The sequence below is a fragment of the Streptomyces solicamelliae genome, from assembly GCF_045348655.1.
Taxonomy (GTDB): domain Bacteria; phylum Actinomycetota; class Actinomycetes; order Streptomycetales; family Streptomycetaceae; genus Streptomyces; species Streptomyces solicamelliae.
Genome location: NZ_CP160404.1, coordinates 5,420,061 through 5,439,941, shown reverse-complemented (window position 1 = coordinate 5,439,941; position 19,881 = coordinate 5,420,061). Strand labels below are relative to the sequence as shown.

The window sequence follows — 19,881 nt, the reverse complement described above, 5'->3', positions numbered from 1 at the left end:
GCCGTGCAGGGTGAGGGGGACCCGGGGGCCCACACCGGGGCGGCGGGCGGTACGAGCCACCCGGCAAGCTGTGCGAGACTGGTCTAGACAACTCCCTGAGACTCGAAGGGCAACACCATGGCAGAGCGCCGCGTCAACGTCGGCTGGGCCGAGGGCCTGCACGCCCGCCCCGCCTCCATCTTCGTCCGTGCCACCACGGCCTCCGGCATCCCGGTGACGATCGCCAAGGCCGACGGCAACCCGGTCAACGCCGCCTCGATGCTCGCGGTCCTCGGTCTGGGTGCGCAGGGCGGCGAGGAGATCGTGCTCTCGTCGGACGCGGAGGGCGCCGAGGCCGCCCTGGACCGTCTGGCGAAGCTGGTGGCCGAGGGTCTGGACGAGCTGCCCGAGACCGTCTGATCCCCCGTCGGGATCCGGGAGCCCTGCGCCCGAAACGAAGAGCCGTCCCGTGCCGGAATTCCGGCGGGGCGGCTCTCACGTTCACCAAGGACAATCCAGGGGAATCGTCGACACCGGCCGGCCGCATCCCGAATCCGCCGCCCTGAATTCCGGGCAGGCCGAATTGGGGGCGCAGGAGAATTCTCCCGTCCCGCGAATTGCTCTTCTTTGTATACGGCGCGTCTGTTAATGCAGTGATCCCGCAGTGTTTACGGGATGTTGCGAAGTACTCACACGACCCCTCGCGCGGTCCCGCTCGCGGTCCCGTTCCGGGTGCCGCAGCCGGTGCAGCGGAAGGGTGCGTTCGGCGTGCAGTGCGGTGAGCGCACGCGCCCGCTCGGCGTCGCCGCGGGCCACGGCGTCCACGATCGCGCCGTGCTCGGCCCAGGTGTCCACGGGGCGGGCCGAGGTCTCGACCGCGTACATCCAGGCGATCTTGTGCCGCAACTGGGTCAGCAGCGAGGTGAGAGCCGGACTGCCGGAGGCCTGCGCGAGGGTCTCGTGGAACCAGCCGCCGAGCGAGCGCAGGTCCTCCCCCTGACCGCGCCGGGCCCGCTCCTGCCCCAGTCGCACCAGGCCGCGCAGCACTTTGAGGTGCGCCTCGGTGCGACGCTGGGCGGCCCGGCCCGCGGCGAGGGGTTCGAGCAGGGACCGGACGTCGAGCAGGTCGGCGGCCTCCTGCTCGGTCGGCTCGGCGACATGCGCGCCGGCGTGCCTGCGGCTGACCACGAAGCCCTCGGACTCCAGGGTGCGCAGCGCCTCGCGGACCGGGACGCGGGAGACCCCGTACCGGCGAGCCAGCTGCTCCTCGGTCAGCCGGCTGCCCCGCTCGAAGACACCGGAGACGATGTCGTCCCGGATCGCCGTGCATACCGAATGCGCGGGAATGCGCATGTCCCGACCTCCGCCTTAATCCGCGTGAAACCCGCCGACGGTCCCCTGTTCGCCGACTCTTCCGTGACTCTATTGCAGAGAAGCGGTAATTCCGACGGCCGGTCGTGAATCATGGATGTCTTTTGGACGCGGAAAAGCCCCGACTCCGTACGAGCCGGGGCTTTTCCGATGCGATGAAGGTGGCGCTGCCTGCCGTGCCGTCAGACGTTCACGCCGCGGGCGCGCAGATACGCGAGCGGGTTGATGTCCGAGCCGTAGTCGGCGCCGGAGCGCGCCTCGAAGTGGAGGTGCGGTCCGGTGGAGTTGCCGGTCGAGCCGGAGACGCCTATCTGCTGGCCGGGCATGACGGACTGGCCGACCGAGACGGTGACCGAGGCGAGGTGGCCGTACTGGGTGTACGTGCCGTCGAGCATCTTGATCACGACGTTGTTGCCGTACGCGCCGCCCCAGCCGGCCTCGACGACCGTGCCGGCGCCGACGGAGACGACGGTGCTGCCGTAGGGAGCCTTGAAGTCGATGCCGGAGTGGCTGCCGGAGGACCAGAGGGAGCCGCCGGTCTTGTAGCCGGTGGTGACGTACGTGCCGGCGATGGGCAGCCGGAAGGAGTGCAGGCGCTTGCGCTCGGCCTCGCGGGCGGCGCGCTCGCGCTCCTCTCGGATCTTCTTGGCCCGGGCCTCGGCCTTGCGCTTCGCCTCGGCCTCGGCCTTCGCCTTGGCGGCGGCCTCGAAGGCCTCCCGCTCCTGGGCGGCGGCCTGGGCATTGATGCGGTCCGCGAGCGAGTCCACACTGATCGCCTGGGTCAGGCCGGTGTCCTCGAGGGCGGCGGCTTCCGTGTCGGCGGCGAACGCCGGGGAGGCGATGGTGCCGATCACGCCGGTGGTGGCGAGGGCGGCGACGCCGGCGACGCCCGCGCTGCGGCGCGCCAGTCGGCTCGGACCACGATGCTTCCCGGTGGCACGGGTGAACGCCATGAAGTGGCTGATCCTTTCCTTCCTTCTCGCCTACCGGGTTAGCTGACGGGTTCGGAGCAGGAAGGTCTCCTACGGGCCCCTCCACCCGAAGGCGAAGGCGTCCGATTCACCCCAGGGACTGCGGTGGGTCCCCGGCTCCCCAGGCTCGCGCCTTCGGGGACTCGGCGATGACTGTCCGTTGCCGCGAATGCGGCGCGTACAACCGACGAACAGCCGGGTCGACGCTAAGCGGCCGGTCTTTCAATCGCCAAACAGACACGGAAGTTTGTAGCGCATCCCACAGGGCATACGCATGCTTTCCTCTTTGAACCGGACAAACAGGAGGACCCCGACGCACCGGGGCATCGGGGTCCTCTCAGCGGCCTGCGGCCGGGGCGATCAGCCGGTCACGACGGTGACTTCGCCGATGCCGAGGGCGCGCACCGGCTCCTCGATCTCGGCCGCGTCGCCGACCAGGACCGTCACCAACCGGTCCACCGGGAAGGCGTTGACGACCGCGGCGGTCGCCTCGACCGTGCCCGTCTCGACGAGCCGGGCGTACAACTGCGCCTGGAAATCGTCCGGAAGACGCTGCTCGACCTGGTCGGCGAGAGTGCCGGCGACCGAGGCGGCGGTCTCGTACTTGAGCGGCGCCACGCCCACCAGGTTCTGCACCGCCACGTCGCGCTCGGCGTCCGTCAGCCCTCCGGCGGCGAGGGTGCGCAGCACTTTCCACAGGTCGTCAAGTGCCGGGCCGGTGTTGGGGGTGTCGACGGATCCGTTGATGGCGAGCATCGACGCGCCGTTTCCGTGGTCGTCCGAGCGGAGCACCTGCGCGAAGGCGCGCACGCCGTACGTGTAGCCCTTCTCCTCGCGCAGCACGCGGTCGAGCCGGGAGGTGAGGGTGCCGCCGAGGCAGTACGTGCCGAGCACCTGGGCCGGCCACACCCTGTCGTGCCGGTCCGGGCCGACGCGGCCGATCAGCAGCTGCGTCTGGACGGCGCCGGGGCGGTCGACGATGATCACGCGGCCGGTGTCGTCGGCAGTGATCGGCGCGACCGGGTGCGGCTCCGCGGTGTCGCCGCTCCAGTCGCCGAGGGTGTCGGCGAGCAGAGCGTCCAGGTCGACGCCGGTGAGGTCGCCGACGACCACCGCGGTGGCGTTGGCGGGCCGGACGTGCGCCTCGTAGAAGGCGCGGACGGCCGCGGCGTCGATGGCGGCCACCGTCTCCTCGGTGCCCTGGCGGGGCCGCGACATGCGCGTACCGGCCGGGAACAGCTCCTTGGAGAGCTGCTTGGCCGCGCGGCGGCCCGGGTTGGCCTGCTCGTGCGGGATCTCGTCGAGCCGGTTGCGCACCAGGCGCTCGATCTCGGTGTCGACGAACGCGGGCGCGCGCAGGGCCTCGGCGAGCAGACCGAGCGCCTTCGGCAGCCGGGAGACCGGGACCTCCAGGGAGACCCGCACGCCCGGGTGGTCGGCGTGTGCGTCCAGGGTGGCGCCGCAGCGCTCGAGTTCGGCGGCGAACTCCTCGGCGGAGTGCTTGTCGGTGCCCTCGGACAGTGCCCGCGCCATGATCGTGGCCACGCCGTCCAAACCGGCCGGCTCGGCGTCCAGCGGGGCGTCGAGGACGATCTCGACGGCCACCACCTGCTGGCCGGGGCGGTGACAGCGCAGGACCGTCAGCCCGTTGTCGAGCGAGCCGCGCTCGGGCGCCGGGAAGGCCCAGGGGCGGGCGTCGCCCGGCTGCGGCTGCGGGTGGAACTCCATCGTCGTCAAAGACGCGGCGGCGTCGCTCACTGGCCGGCTCCCTCTTCCTCGTCGCTGTCGCTCTCGGCGGCCTCCGCGGCCGGGTCGGCGGTGATCGGCTCGTACACCAGCACCGCCCGGTTGTCGGGGCGCAGCCGGGCCTTGGCGACGGCCTGCACCTCCTCGGCGGTGACGTCCAGCACCCGCTGCACGGCCGTCAGCGCCAGCTGCGGGTCGCCGAACAGCACCGCGAACCGGCACAGTTCGTCAGCACGGCCGGCGACCGTGCCGAGCCGGTCCAGCCACTCGCGCTCCAACTGCGCCTGGGCGCGCTCCATCTCCTCGGCCGTCGGGCCCTCGGCGGCGAACCGCGCGAGCTCCTCGTCGACGGCCGCCTCGATCTGCGGCACCTCGACGCCGCCGGAGGTCTTCACGTCCAGCCAGCCGAGGGACGGCGCGCCGGCCAGCCGCAGCAGGCCGAAGCCGGCGGCGACGGCGGTGCGGTCGCGGCGGACCAGCCGGTTGTGCAGCCGGGAGGACTCGCCGCCGCCGAGGACGGTCAGGGCCAGGTCGGCCGCGTCGCACTCGCGGGTGCCGTCGTGCGGCAGGCGGTAGGCGGCCATCAGCGCGCGGGCCGGGACCTCCTCCTCGACGACCTCGCGCAGCTGCTCGCCGATGGTCTCCGGCAGCGTGCCGTCGCGCGGCGGCTGCTTGCCGTCGTGGGACGCGATGGAGCCGAAGTACTTCTCGATCCAGGCGAGGGTCTGCTCGGGGTCGATGTCGCCGACGACCGAGAGCACCGCGTTGTTGGGCGCGTAGTACGTACGGAAGAAGTTCCGGGCGTCCTCGAGGGTGGCGGCGTCCAGGTCGGCCATGGAGCCGATCGGGGTGTGGTGGTACGGGTGGCCCTCGGGGTAGGCGAGCGCGGTGAGCTTCTCGAAGGCGGTGCCGTACGGCACGTTGTCGTAACGCTGGCGGCGCTCGTTCTTCACCACGTCGCGCTGGTTCTCCATGGACTCGTCGTCCAGGGCGGCGAGCAGCGAGCCCATGCGGTCCGCCTCCAGCCAGAGCGCCAGCTCCAGCTGATGGGTGGGCATGGTCTCGAAGTAGTTGGTGCGCTCGAAGCTCGTCGTGCCGTTCAGCGAGCCGCCGGCGCCCTGCACCAGCTCGAAGTGCCCGTTGCCCTTGACCTGCTGCGAGCCCTGGAACATCAGGTGCTCGAAGAGGTGCGCGAGGCCGGTGCGGCCCGGGACCTCGTGGCGCGAGCCGACGTCGTACCAGAGGCAGACCGCGGCGACCGGGGTCAGGTGGTCCTCGGAGAGCACCACGCGCAGGCCGTTGGCCAGCCGGTGCTCGGTCGCTGTCAGGCCGCCGGAGCCGGCCTGGGCTGTGGCCGTGTGACCCATGGGCATGTACGTCCCTTCGATCGCGAGGTGGAGATGTGGAAGAGTCCTGCCACTGTATGCAAGCGCACCGACACCTCGCGAAGTTCCCGCCGCATCGAACTGTCCCTCTTCCGGGTCGCGGTCGGCGTTGTCGGTGCGACGGTCCACAATGGTCCGCGTCAGATCAACCTTGTTGGTGAAGGAGCCGCAGCCGCGATGGCCCGCCGCAGCACGAAGACACCGCCGCCGGACGACGCGTTCGAGGAGAGGATCCTCGACATCGACGTCGTCGACGAGATGCAGGGCTCCTTCCTCGAGTACGCGTACTCGGTGATCTACTCGCGCGCTCTGCCCGACGCCCGCGACGGCATGAAGCCGGTCCAGCGACGCATCGTCTACCAGATGTCCGAGATGGGCCTGCGGCCCGACCGCGGCTATGTGAAGTGCGCCCGTGTCGTCGGCGAGGTCATGGGCAAGCTGCACCCGCACGGCGACGCGTCGATCTACGACGCGCTGGTGCGCATGGCGCAGCCCTTCTCCATGCGCGTCCCGCTGGTCGACGGCCACGGCAACTTCGGCTCGCTCGGCAACGACGACCCGCCGGCCGCGATGCGGTACACCGAGTCGAAGATGGCGGCCGCGGCGCTGCTGATGACGGACTCGATCGACGAGGACACGGTCGACTTCACCCCCAACTACGACGGCCAGGAGCAGGAGCCGGTCGCGCTGCCCGCCGCCTACCCGAACCTGCTGGTCAACGGCGCGTCCGGGATCGCGGTCGGCATGGCGACGAACATGCCGCCGCACAACCTGGGCGAGGTGATCGCGGCCGCCCGGCACCTGATCCGGTACCCGCACGCGGACCTCGAGGCGCTGATGCGCTTCGTGCCCGGCCCCGACCTGCCGACCGGCGGCCGGATCGTCGGTCTGAACGGCATCAAGGACGCGTACGAGTCGGGCCGCGGCACCTTCAAGATCCGCGCGACGACCTCGATCGAGAACGTGACGGCGCGCCGCAAGGGCATCGTGGTCACGGAGCTGCCGTTCACGGTCGGCCCCGAGAAGGTCATCTCCAAGATCAAGGACCTGGTCGGCTCGAAGAAGCTCCAGGGCATCGCCGACGTCAAGGACCTCACCGACCGGGCTCACGGCCTGCGGCTGGTCATCGAGGTCAAGAACGGCTTCGTGCCGGAGGCGGTCCTGGAGCAGCTGTACAAGCTGACGCCGATGGAGGAGTCCTTCGGCATCAACAACGTGGCGCTGGTCGACGGCCAGCCGCTGACGCTGGGCCTGAAGGAGCTGCTGGAGGTCTATCTGGACCACCGCTTCGACGTGGTCCGGCGGCGCTCGGAGTTCCGCCGCGGCAAGAAGCGGGACCGGCTGCACCTGGTCGAGGGTCTGCTGGTGGCCCTGCTCGACATCGACGAGGTCATCCGGCTGATCCGCGAGAGCGAGAACTCGGCGCAGGCGAAGGAGCGCCTGATGGAGCGCTTCTCGCTGAGCGAGATCCAGACGCAGTACATCCTGGACACCCCGCTGCGCCGGCTCACCAAGTTCGACCGCCTGGAACTGGAGTCCGAGCGGGACCGGCTCACCGAGGAGATCGACGAGCTGACGAAGATCCTCGACTCGGACGCGGAGCTGCGCAAGCTGGTCTCGGCGGAACTGGCCGCGGTGGCGAAGAAGTTCGGCACGGAGCGGCGCACGGTCCTGCTGGAGTCGGCGGGCGCGCCGACCGCGGCGGTGTCGCTGCAGGTCGCGGACGACCCGTGCCGGGTCCTGCTGTCGTCCACGGGTCTGCTGGCCCGTACGGCGACGGCGGAGCTGCCGGCCGTGGAGGACGGCAAGCGGGCCAAGCACGACGTGATCGTCTCGGCCGTGGCGGCGACGCAGCGCGGCGACGTGGGCGCGGTGACCTCGGACGGGCGGCTGCTGCGGCTGTCGGTGATCGACCTGCCGCAGCTGCCGGACACGGCGAGCGCGCCGAACCTGGCGGGCGGTGCGCCGATCTCCGAGTTCCTGTCCCTGGAGCCGGACGAGACGGTGGTCTGTCTGACGACGCTGGACGAGTCGTCGCCGGGTCTGGCGCTCGGCACGCTGCAGGGCGTGGTCAAGCGTGTGGTGCCGGACTATCCGGCGAACAAGGACGAGCTGGAGGTCATCACCCTCAAGGACGGTGACCGGATCGTCGGCGCGACCGAACTGCGCACCGGCGAGGAGGACCTGGTCTTCATCACCTCCGACGCACAGCTGCTGCGCTTCCAGGCCGCGCAGGTGCGGCCGCAGGGCCGCCCGGCGGGCGGCATGGCGGGCATCAAGCTGAGCGCGGGCGCGGAGGTCCTGTCGTTCACCGCGGTGGACCCGGCGGTGGACGCGGTGGTCTTCACGGTCGCCGGTGCCACGGGCAGCCTGGACGCCACGGCCGGCACGTCGGCCAAGCTGACCCCCTTCGACCAGTACCCGCGCAAGGGCCGCGCGACGGGCGGCGTCCGCTGCCAGCGCTTCCTGAAGGGCGAGGACGTCCTGATCCTGGCCTGGGCGGGCGCGACCCCGGCCCTGGCGGCCCAGCAGAACGGCACGCCCGCCGAGCTGCCGGACGTCGACCCCCGTCGCGACGGCTCGGGCACGCCGCTGGCCAAGCCGGTGTCGGTCCTGGCGGGCCCGGCGAGCTAGCCGGCCGGCTCGGAGGGTTCTGAGGGCTCGGAGGGTTCGCCCTCCGAGTTCTGGACGTAGCGCAGGACGCCCCACATGGACTGTTCGTCCGGGGTGTCCTGCGGGCCGTCCTGCTCGCAGGCGGCCAGGTTCTTGCGCAGTGCGGGGACGTCGACGGCCGCGCCGATGAGGACGAGCTGCGTGAGACGCTCCTCGCCGGCCGGCCAGGGCTCCGGGTAGAAACGGAGGAAGCGGCCGACGGCGTGGACCGCGTAGCGGTTGGCCGGGTCGGCGGCGCCGAAGTCGACGAAGCCCTTGATGCGGTAGAGACCCTCGGGGCGGGAGTCCAGGAAGGCCATCAGCCTGCGCGGGTGCAGCGGGACGGCGGAGGCGTGGGAGATCGTCTCGTAGACGGCGTGCGGGTGCGCATGGAGGTCCTCGTCGCCGTACAGGATGTCCTCGATGGACATCTGCCCCTCGATCTCGCCGTCGGGGACGACACGGTCGAAGAGCAGCTCCGGGTCGACGCGTCCGTGGGCGGCGGTGACGACGGCCGCCCGCTCGGCGAGCCGCGCGACGGTGTCCCGGACGGCGACGAGGTCCTGCCCGGCCACGCGGTCGGCCTTGTTGACGACGACGAGGTCGGCGAGGGCGAGATGCCGGTCGGTCTCCGGGTGCCGCTCGCGGGTGGCGTGGAACTCGGCCGCGTCCACGACCTGCACGAGTCCGCCGTAGACGATCCGCTGGTTCTCGCTGGCCAACACCATCCGCACCAGCTCCTGCGGCTCGGCGAGCCCGCTGGCCTCGATCACGATCACGTCGAGCCCGAGCTCGGGCCGGGTCAGCACCTCCAGGTACTCGTCCAGCTCGCTCGCGTCGACGGCGCAGCAGAGACACCCGTTGCCGAGCGAGACGGTCGACCCGACCTGACCGGCCACGGTCATCGCGTCGATCCCGATGTCGCCGAAGTCGTTGACCATGACCCCGATCCGCGTTCCGCGGGCGCTGCGCAGCAGATGGTTGAGCAGGGTGGTCTTGCCGGAGCCGAGGAATCCCGCGAGTACGACGACGGGAATCTGCTGCGTGCCCAAGAGCGATGCCTTTCGCTGTCCACTGCTGTCCACGCCACCGGGACCTGCCCCCGAGGACGGCCCACCAGGATAGTTCGCGACGGGCGAGGAGGCGGGAAGGCGTCGCAGACGCGGGGAGGTGACGCGGTCGGGACGGGGCCGTGTGCCCGCCCGCGCGGAAGGCACGGCGCCCGTCGCCGCGGGACGAGCGTCGCGGCAGGCAGCCCCTCCCCGCCGAGCGCGCGGCCCGCCCCCGTCGGCAGAGATTTCCGGTCCCCGTCCCCGGGCCCTTACCGTTCCCCTCATGACCTCGTCCTCCGCCGCCTCCCCGCCGCGCCCCGTCCGGCGCCGGCGTCTCGGCTGGCCGCGGCGGATGTTTTCGCAGGTCCTGCTGATGCAACTGGCCGTTGCCGGCGGTGTGACCGTGCTGGCCACCGGACTGTTCCTGGCGCCGCTCTCCGCGCAGCTCGACGACCAGGCCATGCGCCGGGCGCTGGCCATCGCCGAGACGACCGGCACCCCGCGCCTCGCCGCCGACCTCGTCCGTACGCCGCCCCGCGCGGACGGGCCCGTGCAGACCGAGGCCGAGCGGATCCGGCGGGCCACCGGGGCCGAGTACGTCGTCGTGATGGACACCCGCGGCATCCGCTGGTCGCACACCGACCCCGCGCAGATCGGCCGGCGCGTGTCCACCGACCCCAGCGCCGCCCTCGCGGGCAGCGAGGTCATGGAGATCGACAGCGGCACCCTGGGCCGCTCCGCCCGCGGCAAGGCTCCGCTGCACGACGCCGGCGGCCGCATCGTCGGCGCGGTCTCCGTCGGCATCGAGTACGACAGCGTGCGCGACCGGCTGCTCGCCGCGATCCCCGGCCTGCTCGCCTACGCCGGCGGCGCGCTGGCCGCCGGCGCGCTCGCCGCGTACCTGATCTCCCGCCGTCTCCAGCGGCAGACCCGTGACCTGGCGTTCTCCGACATCGCCGCGCTGCTCACCGAGCGCGAGGCGATGCTGCACGGCATCCGCGAGGGCGTCGTCGCGCTGGACAAGAGCGGCCGCGTCCGGCTGATCAACGACGAGGCGCAACGGCTCCTCGGCGTCGGCCCCGAGGCGGCCGGGCGGCCGTTGGAGGACGTGCTCGGCGAGGGCCGGACCACGGACGTGCTGGCCGGCCGGGTCAGCGGCGAGGACCTGGTGACGGTACGCGGGCACCGCGTGCTCGTCGCCAACCGGATGCCGACCGACGACGGCGGCGCCGTCGCCACCCTGCGCGACCGCACCGAACTGGAACAGCTCGGCCGCGAGCTGGACTCGACCCGCGGCCTGATCGACGCCCTGCGCGCCCAGGACCACGAGCACGCCAACCGGATGCACACGCTCCTCGGGCTGCTGGAGCTGGAGATGCACGACGAGGCGGTCGAGTTCGTGACCGAGGTCGTCGGCGTGCACCGGGCCACCGCCGAGCAGGTCACCGAGAAGGTCCACGACCCGCTGGTCGCCGCACTGCTCGTCGGAAAGGCGACGGTGGCCGCCGAGCGGGGCGTCTCGCTGCGGATGGCCCCGGACAGCCTGCTGCCGGACCGTGTCGTCGACCCGCGCGAGCTGGTCACCGTGGTCGGCAATCTCGTCGACAACGCCCTGGACGCGGCCGCCGGCACCCCGGACGCGTGGATCGAGGTGGCCCTGCACGCCGAGGGGCGTACGGCGGTGCTGGTCGTGACCGACAGCGGTCCCGGCGTCCCGGGCGAGCGCCGGGAGCTGATCTTCACGGAGGGCTGGACGACGAAGGAGCTGCCGTCGCACGGCAAGCGCGGCCTGGGGCTGCCGCTGGTGCGCCGGCTCGCCGAGCGGCAGGGCGGCGGCGCACGGGTCGGCGCGGCGGCGGACGGCGGCGCCGAGTTCACCGTCGTCCTGCCGGAGGCCCTGACCGACGCGCCCGCGGACGCCCCGGTACCGGTCCCCCGCGCCACCGAGGAGTCGCGGTGATCGAGGTCCTGGTCGTGGACGACGATGTGCGCGTCGCGCAGATCAACGCGGCGTATGTCGGCAAGGTTCCCGGCTTCCATGTCGCCGGCACCGCCCACTCGGCCGCCGAGGCCCTGGCCCGCCTCGACGACACCCACGTCGACCTGGTCCTGCTCGACCACTACCTTCCGGACGGAAACGGTCTCGCCGTGGTCCGCGAACTGCGGCGGCACGGCCGGCAGACCGACGTGATCATGGTGACGGCCGCCCGTGACGTCGCCACCGTCCAGGCGGCGATGCGCCACGGCGCGCTGCAGTACCTGGTGAAGCCGTTCGCCTTCGCCGGGCTCCGGGCCAAGCTGGAGGCGTACGCGGGCCTGCGCCGCACGCTGGACGGCGGCGGCGAGGCGGAGCAGGCCGAGGTCGACCGGATCTTCGGGGCGCTGTCGGCCGGTTCGACCGCCCCCGAGCTGCCCAAGGGCCACTCCCCCACCACCGCCGAACTGGTCCGGCAGGTGCTGCTGTCCGCCGACGGGCCGCTGTCCACGCAGGACATCGCCGACCGGGCGGGGGTGAGCCGGCAGACCGCCCAGCGCTACCTCAAGCTCCTGGAGCGCTCCGGCCGGGTGCGACTGTCCCTCAAGTACGGGGAGACGGGCCGGCCGGAACACCGGTACGTCTGGGCCTCCTCGCGCTGAACGGCGGACGCCCGCGCTCCGTCACACCGCGCCCGCCCCGGTGAGCGCCCTGACCTCCGTCTCCGCGTGCTTGGCCGGGTCCGGTGCCTCGGGCGAGGTGACGGTGCCGATCCAGCCGGCCAGGAAGCCCAGCGGGATGGAGACGAGGCCGGGGTTCTGCAGCGGGAACACGTGGAAGTCGACGCCGGGGAACAGGGCGTCGGGACTGCCGGAGACGACCGGCGAGAGCAGCACCAGCAGGACCGCCGGGACGAGTCCGCCGTAGACCGACCAGACCGCGCCGCGCGTGGTGAAGTTCCGCCAGAACAGCGAGTACAGCAGCACCGGCAGGTTTGCCGAGGCGGCCACCGCAAAGGCGACGCCGACCAGGAACGCCACGTTCAGGTCGCGGGCGAGCAGCCCGAGCCCGATCGCCGCCACGCCGATCCCGACCGCGGCGGCCCGGGCGACGGCAACCTCGCTGTACGGCTTCGCCCCCGCGCGGCGGCTGCGCAGCGAGGCGTACAGGTCGTGGGCGACGGACGCGGACGAGGCGAGGGTGATGCCGGCGACGACCGCGAGGATCGTGGCGAAGGCAATGGCGGCGACGACCGCGAACAGCACCGTCCCGCCCGTGGAGCCCGCACCGCCGCCCAGGTCGAGGGCGAGTAGCGGCACGGCGGTGTTGCCGGCGGCGTTGGAGGCGCGGACGGCCTGCGGACCGATGATCGCGGCGGCGCCGAACCCGAGGACGATCGTCATCAGGTAGAAGCCGCCGATGAGACCGATCGACCAGACGACCGAGCGGCGGGCGGCCGCCGCGGTGGGCACGGTGTAGAAACGGGACAGGATGTGCGGCAGTCCGGCGGTGCCGAGCACGAGGGCCAGGCCGAGGCTGATGAAGTCCAGCCGCGCGGTCCAGTTCCCGCCGTAGCGCAGTCCGGGGGCGAGGAAGTCCGCGCCGTGACCGCTGCGTTCGGCGGCGGTGGTGAGCATCAGGCCGAAGTCGCCGTGGAAGCGGACCAGGACGAGCACGGTCAGCGTCACCGAACCGGCCATGAGCAGCACGGCCTTGACGATCTGGATCCAGGTCGTGGCGCGCATCCCGCCGAGCGACACGTAGATGACCATCAGCGCGCCGACGCCGATCACGGCCCAGGAGCGGGCGGCGGCGCCCGTCCCGCCGAGCAGCAGCGCGACGAGGCTGCCCGCGCCGACCATCTGCGCCACCAGGTAGAGCACGGAGACGGTGACGGACGAGGTGCCGGCGGCGATGCGCACGGGCCGTTCGGCCATGCGGGCGGCGACGACGTCGGCGAGGGTGAACCGGCCGCAGTTGCGGACGAGTTCGGCGACGAGGAGCAGCACCACGAGCCAGGCGACGAGGAAGCCGACCGAGTAGAGCATGCCGTCGTAGCCGAAGAGGGCGATCAGCCCGGAGATGCCGAGGAAGGACGCGGCGGACATGTAGTCCCCGGCGATGGCGAATCCGTTCTCCATCGGCGAGAACAGCCGGCCACCGGCGTAGAACTCCTCGGCCGAGCCGCGCCGGTTGCGGCTCACCCAGGTGGTGATCGCGAGGGTGACGGCGACGAAGGCGCTGAACAGGATGAGCGCGAGGGTCTGGTGTTCGCCGCTCAACGGGCCGCCCCTCGGGTCATCTCCTGTGTGTCCCAGCGCAGTTCGAGGGCGGCCGGGTCCCTTCGCAGCCGGGCGTGCCGGGCGTACGCCCAGGTCAGCAGGAAGGTGCTGAGGAACTGGGCGAGCCCGGCGAGCATCGCCACGTTGACCGCTCCGGCGACCGGCCGGCCCATGAACTCCGGTGCGACGGTGGCCACGACGACGTACGCGAGGTACCAGACCAGGAACGCCCCGGTCGCCGGGAAGACGAACCTCCGGTAGCGGGCGCGGACCTCCCGGAAGGCGGGGCTGCGCTGCACCTCCAGGTAGACGTCGGCGGCGGTGAGGACCTTCGGCTGCCGCGGGACCTGCCCGGGCTGCCCGGCGGTCGCGCCGGCGGCCGTGACGGCCGGGTCCTGGGCAGCCGAGGCGCCCGGCTCGCCCCAGCCGGACGCGAGTGCGTCGTACCAGGGGTCGTCGATGCGCCCCTCCGGGCTGCTCGGCCCTTCCTGCTTCTCCACCGGCGAACCCCCTTGTCAGCGAACCGTTTCGGCCGCGTGCCCAAGGATGGACAGAGCAGGAAGATCCCGGACTCTTCTCCCCCTTCGCTTCACCCCATCAGGTGACGGAATCACCGGGTGGCCTGACAAGTCCGTACTGATACACGTATCGGACGGCTTGGGCCCGGTCGCGCTCCCGTCCATGTCCGGCCCCCTCCGGCGCTGCGACTACGGCGGAAGGGGCTCGCGCGATCGGCCCGTGGACGGAGGCGGAGACTCCACCCACGGGTGGACGCGCGGGGCGGACGGGCTGTGGAGAACCTGCTCAGGCGTCGATGCGCGAGCGGTCCAGCGTGGCCGCGGAGCTGGTGATGAACTCCTTGCGGGGCGCCACGTCGTTGCCCATGAGCAGGTCGAAGACCTGCTCGGCTGCCTCCAGGTCGCCGATGTTGATCCGGCGCAGGGTGCGGTGGCGCGGGTCCATCGTGGTCTCCGCCAGCTGGTCCGCGTCCATCTCGCCGAGACCCTTGTAGCGCTGGATGGCGTCCTTGTACCGGACGCCCTTGCGCTGGAACTCCAGCAGCGTCTGCCGCAGCTCGCTGTCCGAGTACGTGTACACGTACTTGTCCTGGCCCTTCTTGGGCTGGATCAGCTCGATGCGGTGCAGCGGCGGGACGGCGGCGAAGACCCTGCCGGCCTCGACCATGGGCCGCATGTAACGCTGGAACAGGGTCAGCAGCAGCGTGCGGATGTGGGAGCCGTCGACGTCGGCGTCGGTCATCATGATGACCTTGCCGTAGCGGGCGGCGTCGATGTCGAAGGTACGGCCCGAGCCCGCCCCTATGACCTGGATGATCGCGCCGCACTCGGCGTTCTTCAGCATGTCGGAGACGGACGACTTCTGGACGTTGAGGATCTTGCCGCGGATCGGCAGCAGCGCCTGGAACTCGCTGTTCCGGGCGAGCTTGGCGGTGCCGAGCGCGGAGTCTCCCTCGACGATGAAGAGCTCGCTGCGCTCCACGTCGTCGCTGCGGCAGTCGGCCAGCTTGGCGGGCAGCGAGGAGGACTCGAGGGCGGTCTTCCGGCGCTGCGCCTCCTTGTGCTGGCGGGCGGCGATCCGGGTCCGGGCGGCCGCGACGGTCTTCTCCAGGACAGCCCGGGCCTGCGCCTTCGCGTCGCGCTTGGTCGAGGTCAGGAAGGCCTTGAGCTCCTTGGCGACCACGTTGGCGACGATGCGCCGCGCCGCGGAGGTGCCGAGCACCTCCTTGGTCTGGCCCTCGAACTGCGGCTCGGCGAGGCGCACGGTCACGACGGCCGTGAGGCCCTCCAGGGCGTCGTCCTTGACGATGTCGTCCTCGGCGACGCGCAGCAGCTTCGCGGAGCGCAGCACCTCGTTGACCGTCCGGGTGACGGCCTGCTCGAAGCCGGAGACGTGGGTGCCGCCCTTGGGCGTGGCGATGATGTTCACGAAGGAGCGGACGGTGCTGTCGTACCCGGTGCCCCAGCGCAGCGCGACGTCGACGCCGAGCTCGCGGGTGACCTCGGTGGGCGTCATGTGCCCGCGGTCGTCGAGGACCGGCACGGTCTCCTTGAAGGTGCCCTGACCGGTGAGCCGGAGCACGTCGCAGACGGCCTTGTCCTGGGCGAGGTACTCGCAGAACTCGCTGATGCCGCCGTCGAAGCGGAACGTCTCCTCGCTCTTTCCGATCCCGTCCAGGTCGCGCTCGTCGCGGACCACGATGGTGAGACCGGGGACGAGGAAGGCGGTCTGGCGGGCGCGCTGGTGCAGCGTCTCCAGGTTGAGCTTGGCGTCCTTGAGGAAGATCTGGCGGTCCGCCCAGTAGCGGACCCGCGTGCCGGTGCGGGTCTTGGGGACGCGCTTGCCCTTGAGCAGCCCGTTGGCCGGGTCGAAGGGGCTCTCCGGGCCCTGCTCGGTGAAGATGCCGGGGACGCCGCGGCGGAAACTGATCGCGTGGGTCGCGCCGTTCCGGTCGACCTCGACGTCGAGGCGGGCGGAGAGCGCGTTCACCACGGAGGCGCCCACGCCGTGCAGACCGCCGGAGGCGGCGTACGAGCCGCCGCCGAACTTGCCGCCGGCGTGCAGCTTGGTCATGACGACCTCGACACCGGAGAGTCCGGTCTTCGGCTCGACGTCGACCGGGATGCCTCGGCCGTTGTCCCGCACCTCGACGGAGCCGTCGTCGTGCAGCACCACGTCGATGTGGTCGCAGTAGCCGCCCAGGGCCTCGTCGACGGAGTTGTCGATGATCTCCCAGAGGCAGTGCATCAGGCCACGGCTGTCGGTGGACCCGATGTACATTCCGGGCCGCTTTCGAACCGCTTCGAGCCCTTCCAATACGAGCAGGTGCCGCGCGGTGTAGTTGGAACCGTCACGGTCTGCGGTCAGCAGCGCACTGGACGGCACGGACGTTTCGGCGGTCACGCGGTTCGCTCCTCGCTGAATTTGAATCTGGCCCTCGGGGGTAAAGGCCCGGCGTCGGTCGCCGGTCAGAGGGTACCGAGGCCTGGTAGAGCCGTTGTCACGCCACCCTCGTGATTTCCCATGCTAGTCCAGAGTCGCATGGATGTTCGATCACCCGGACGAGTGACGTGGACATCACGTTCCCTTCCAGGCATGAACCATTTAGGCTCCGGGCACGTCCTCATGAACAACCGGCAACCCAGCCGGGGAGGACCGACCGACACACAAGCAATGCGAAACCCGTAGAGCGCAGCAATACGGCCCATTCGCCGCCAACCGGCAGCAGACAGCCACCTCGGACATGAATTTTCGAGGAAAAGCCACGAGCGGGAACGTTTTCGGCCTGGTTGGATGTTGACCCTGGTACGACAGCTCGTCGAGCTAGAGAAGAGGCGACGTGACTACTGTTCTGACCCCCGCGAGCCCCCTGACGGCCGCTGACCGTTGCGACCGTTGCGGCGCCCAGGCATACCTGCGCGTCGTCCTGACCAGCGGCGGTGACTTGCTCTTCTGCGCCCACCACGGGCGCAAGTTCGAGCCGGAACTCAAGAAGATCGCCGCAGAGATACAGGATGAGACGGACCGGCTCACCGACGTGCCGGCCGCCGCGGTCGACGAGGACCGCTGACACCTCGCATCCACGACTGGCAACCACGACGAGCCAGGGCCGGTCCCGTACCGGACGACGGGCGGCGCCCCCGCATTCTCAGGGGGGCGGCCGCCCGTCCTCGTACCCTCGAGTGCCACCGGACCGTCCTCAGCTCCGTGACGCCGACACCGGCAGCGGATCCGGCAGTACCGCCGAGACCCGGGTGTAGACCCCCGGGTTCGCCGCCTCGCCGCAGCCGCTCCCCCAGGACACCAGGCCGATCAGCCGGCCCATCGCCACCAGCGGACCTCCGCTGTCGCCCTGGCAGGCGTCCCGGCCGCCCTGCGGATCTCCCGCGCAGAGCATCGTCGCGGCCTGGTAGTCGCCCTTCGCGTTCCCCGGATACGCCCGCTCACAGGCGGCGTCCTCCAGCACCTGCACCCGCGCCGCACGCAGCGAGGTCGCGTACGTGCCGTTCCCGGTCGTGTCGCCCCAGCCGTACACCGAGGCCGTCGTGCCCGGCGTGTACGCGGTGTCCCCCGGACCGGCCGTGGCGAGCACGTACGAGCTCGGCAGCGCGCTCTTCAGCGTCAGCACGGCCAGGTCCCCGGCGTTCGTGGCCGGCTCGTACGCCGGATTGATCCACGTCCCGGCGACCCCGACCTCCTGCCCGCCCTGGCCCGTGAGCGCGGTACGGCCCGCGATGACCGCGAGGTCGGTCACGTCCTCGGGCGCGCCCCCGAGCACGTCGGAACTCAGGCAGTGCGCCGCCGTGAGCACCTTCGTGGGGGCCACGACGACCCCGCCGCAGAACTGCCCGGCCCGCATACCTCCGAACCGGTCACGGCTGGAGAGCGCCACGACCCAGGGTGTGTCGGCGACCTCGACGGGCTCACCTCCGACGATCACGCGGTCCGCGGTCGCGGTCGCGGGTGCGACCAGTGCTGCGGCCGCCGCAGACACCAGGCCCAGGGCGCCGGTCACTGCTCGGGCGATGGGACGACGCATTGACTCTCCTGACTCTCCGGTGTGCTCGTTTCACCCAGAGTCGTGCAGCTACCCCGTGAGCGCACCCGCGCACAGCCGAAGGGCCCGGTTCCCCCTTTCCGGGGAACCGGGCCCTGAAGACGGCGCGCCGCGGCGCGTCGTGCTTCTAGTCGAGGTAGTCCCGCAGGACCTGCGAGCGGGACGGGTGACGCAGCTTCGACATCGTCTTCGACTCGATCTGGCGGATCCGCTCACGCGTGACGCCGTAGACCTTGCCGATCTCGTCCAGCGTCTTCGGCTGGCCGTCGGTGAGACCGAAGCGCATGGAGACCACGCCGGCCTCGCGCTCGGAGAGGGTGTCGAGCACCGAGTGCAGCTGCTCCTGGAGGAGGGTGAAGCTCACCGCGTCGGCCGGGACGACCGCCTCGGAGTCCTCGATCAGGTCGCCGAACTCGCTGTCGCCGTCCTCGCCCAGCGGGGTGTGCAGCGAGATGGGCTCACGGCCGTACTTCTGGACCTCGATGACCTTCTCGGGGGTCATGTCGAGTTCCTTGGCCAGCTCCTCCGGGGTGGGCTCGCGGCCCAGGTCCTGGAGCATCTGGCGCTGGACGCGCGCGAGCTTGTTGATGACCTCGACCATGTGCACCGGGATACGGATGGTGCGGGCCTGGTCGGCCATGGCGCGGGTGATCGCCTGACGGATCCACCAGGTGGCGTACGTGGAGAACTTGTAGCCCTTGGTGTAGTCGAACTTCTCGACCGCGCGGATCAGACCGAGGTTGCCCTCCTGGATCAGGTCCAGGAAGAGCATGCCGCGGCCGGTGTAGCGCTTGGCCAGGGAGACCACCAGACGGAGGTTGGCCTCCAGGAGGTGGTTCTTGGCGCGGCGGCCGTCCTCGGCGATGATCTCCAGCTCGCGCTTGAGCTTCGGAGCGAGCTTGTCGGAGTTCGCCAGCTTGTCCTCGGCGAACAGACCGGCCTCGATGCGCTTGGCGAGCTCGACCTCCTGCTCGGCGTTGAGCAGCGGGACCTTGCCGATCTGCTTGAGGTAGTCCTTGACGGGGTCGGCTGTGGCACCGGCGACGGCGACCTGCTGGGCAGGCGCGTCGTCCTCGTCCTCGTCGGACAGGACGAAGCCCTTGGCCTCGCCCTCGGTGTCCTCCTCGTCACCCTTGCCGGGCGCCGCGTCCTCGATCAGCTCCTCGCCCTCGAGAACCTCGTCCTCGTCCTTCTTGGCGGTGGTCTTCTTCGCCGCGGTCTTCTTGGCGACGGTCTTCTTCGCCGCCGTCTTCTTGGCCGCGGTCTTCTTCGCGGCCGCCTTCTTGGCCGGGGCTGCGGCCTCCTCGGCGGGATCCGCGCTCTCGGCCGCCGGAGCCGCCGGGGCGGCCGCGACGGTCCTGGTCACGGTCGTCTTGGCGGTGACGGTCTTGGTGGCGGTGCGCTTGGCCGGGCTCTTCGCTGCGACGCTCTTGCGGGCGCGCTTCGGCGACTCCGCTGCACTGACCATCAGCGTCACACCCTCTTCCTCGAGGATCTGATTGAGGCTGCGCAGAACATTCTTCCACTGGGTTGGCGGAATCTGGTCAGCCTCGAAGGCCCGACGCACGTCATCGCCGGCGATCTGCCCATCAGCCTTTCCCCGCTCGATGAGCGCCATCACAGACTCGGACTCGGCGATCTCCGGCGGGAGCGTACGGGATGTGCTGGCCGACACGAACAACCTCTCGGAACGATGGAAAACGGCTTCCGGCCCCGCCCATGATCGGGCCGGAGCCGACGACCGACGGCTGGGGATGTGCCGACGGCGCGGGCTGGACCGGGGAACTGGACAGCGCCTCACGGGGCTGCTGTATTCCTTCCTCGGCTGTTACCTCTTAAGTCATCGCACTGCCTCGAAGAGCGTTACGCCCAATCCGCGTGGCCCGAGTCAC

15 protein-coding genes and 1 riboswitch are annotated in these 19,881 nt (G+C 71.2%); of the genes, 5 read left to right on the top strand and 10 right to left on the bottom strand.

The annotated features are described in order from the left end of the window. Positions 1-117 precede the first annotated feature (117 nt). Positions 118-399 carry an HPr family phosphocarrier protein gene (locus ABZO31_RS25275; protein ID WP_406863563.1) on the top strand — a complete coding sequence of 94 codons (282 nt, stop codon included), beginning with the start codon at positions 118-120 and terminating at the stop codon, positions 397-399. Positions 400-624: 225 nt separating this feature from the next. Here ABZO31_RS25275 and ABZO31_RS25270 read toward each other — a convergent pair whose 3' ends face one another. From ABZO31_RS25270 to ABZO31_RS25255, 4 genes are all read right to left on the bottom strand, one after another. After that, the gene (locus ABZO31_RS25270) at positions 625-1,332 is read right to left on the bottom strand and encodes a GntR family transcriptional regulator (RefSeq protein ID WP_406863562.1); all 708 of its coding nucleotides are present in this window, start codon (positions 1,330-1,332) and stop codon (positions 625-627) included. Between the two features lie 200 nt (positions 1,333-1,532). After that, positions 1,533-2,303, bottom strand: a complete 771-nt coding sequence (locus ABZO31_RS25265) for a M23 family metallopeptidase (RefSeq protein WP_406863561.1) — start codon at positions 2,301-2,303, stop codon at positions 1,533-1,535. A 12-nt stretch (positions 2,304-2,315) separates the two neighbouring features. Continuing rightward, positions 2,316-2,480, bottom strand: a riboswitch (cyclic di-AMP (ydaO/yuaA leader). 201 nt (positions 2,481-2,681) lie between these two features. Further along, positions 2,682-4,079, bottom strand: coding sequence for a M16 family metallopeptidase (locus tag ABZO31_RS25260; protein ID WP_406863560.1), 1,398 nt, complete (start codon positions 4,077-4,079; stop codon positions 2,682-2,684). Beyond that, on the bottom strand, positions 4,076-5,440 hold the full coding sequence (locus tag ABZO31_RS25255; protein ID WP_406863559.1) for a M16 family metallopeptidase: 1,365 nt from the start codon (positions 5,438-5,440) through the stop codon (positions 4,076-4,078). The genes ABZO31_RS25260 and ABZO31_RS25255 overlap by 4 nt, the downstream gene beginning before the upstream one ends. A 189-nt stretch (positions 5,441-5,629) precedes the next feature. On the opposite strand from ABZO31_RS25255, the gene ABZO31_RS25250 reads away from it, so the two are divergent. Next, positions 5,630-8,086: a DNA gyrase/topoisomerase IV subunit A gene (locus ABZO31_RS25250; protein ID WP_406863558.1), complete on the top strand. Its 2,457-nt coding sequence runs from the start codon at positions 5,630-5,632 to the stop codon at positions 8,084-8,086. Here ABZO31_RS25250 and ABZO31_RS25245 read toward each other — a convergent pair. Then, positions 8,083-9,156, bottom strand: a complete 1,074-nt coding sequence (locus tag ABZO31_RS25245; RefSeq protein ID WP_406863557.1) for a CobW family GTP-binding protein — start codon at positions 9,154-9,156, stop codon at positions 8,083-8,085. The two genes, ABZO31_RS25250 and ABZO31_RS25245, sit on opposite strands and share 4 nt — an antisense overlap. Positions 9,157-9,439: 283 nt before the next feature. On the opposite strand from ABZO31_RS25245, the gene ABZO31_RS25240 reads away from it, so the two are divergent. Beyond that, positions 9,440-11,116 (top strand): ATP-binding protein, encoded by a 1,677-nt coding sequence (locus ABZO31_RS25240; protein WP_406863556.1) that lies wholly within the window; start codon positions 9,440-9,442, stop codon positions 11,114-11,116. Then, positions 11,113-11,793: a DUF7342 family protein gene (locus ABZO31_RS25235; protein ID WP_406863555.1), complete on the top strand. Its 681-nt coding sequence runs from the start codon at positions 11,113-11,115 to the stop codon at positions 11,791-11,793. Before ABZO31_RS25240 ends, ABZO31_RS25235 begins: the two co-directional genes overlap by 4 nt. Before the next feature lie 21 nt (positions 11,794-11,814). Here the strand turns inward: ABZO31_RS25235 and ABZO31_RS25230 are convergent, their stop codons facing one another. From ABZO31_RS25230 to ABZO31_RS25220, 3 genes are all read right to left on the bottom strand, one after another. Beyond that, entirely contained in the window at positions 11,815-13,413 is a 1,599-nt protein-coding gene (locus ABZO31_RS25230; protein ID WP_406863554.1) for a cation acetate symporter, read from the bottom strand. Further along, positions 13,410-13,913 (bottom strand): DUF485 domain-containing protein, encoded by a 504-nt coding sequence (locus ABZO31_RS25225; RefSeq protein WP_406863553.1) that lies wholly within the window; start codon positions 13,911-13,913, stop codon positions 13,410-13,412. Before ABZO31_RS25225 ends, ABZO31_RS25230 begins: the two co-directional genes overlap by 4 nt. Positions 13,914-14,217: 304 nt before the next feature. Continuing rightward, positions 14,218-16,335 carry a DNA gyrase/topoisomerase IV subunit B gene (locus tag ABZO31_RS25220; protein WP_406863552.1) on the bottom strand — a complete coding sequence of 706 codons (2,118 nt, stop codon included), beginning with the start codon at positions 16,333-16,335 and terminating at the stop codon, positions 14,218-14,220. A 436-nt stretch (positions 16,336-16,771) separates the two neighbouring features. Here ABZO31_RS25220 and ABZO31_RS25215 point away from each other — a divergent pair, with 436 nt between their 5' ends. Beyond that, positions 16,772-17,002, top strand: a complete 231-nt coding sequence (locus tag ABZO31_RS25215; protein WP_393649250.1) for a DUF7455 domain-containing protein — start codon at positions 16,772-16,774, stop codon at positions 17,000-17,002. Between the two features lie 129 nt (positions 17,003-17,131). Here ABZO31_RS25215 and ABZO31_RS25210 read toward each other — a convergent pair whose 3' ends face one another. Next, the gene (locus ABZO31_RS25210) at positions 17,132-17,971 is read right to left on the bottom strand and encodes a serine protease (protein WP_406863551.1); all 840 of its coding nucleotides are present in this window, start codon (positions 17,969-17,971) and stop codon (positions 17,132-17,134) included. A gap of 145 nt (positions 17,972-18,116) precedes the next feature. Then, positions 18,117-19,664: an RNA polymerase sigma factor gene (locus ABZO31_RS25205; protein WP_406863550.1), complete on the bottom strand. Its 1,548-nt coding sequence runs from the start codon at positions 19,662-19,664 to the stop codon at positions 18,117-18,119. Positions 19,665-19,881 lie beyond the last annotated feature (217 nt).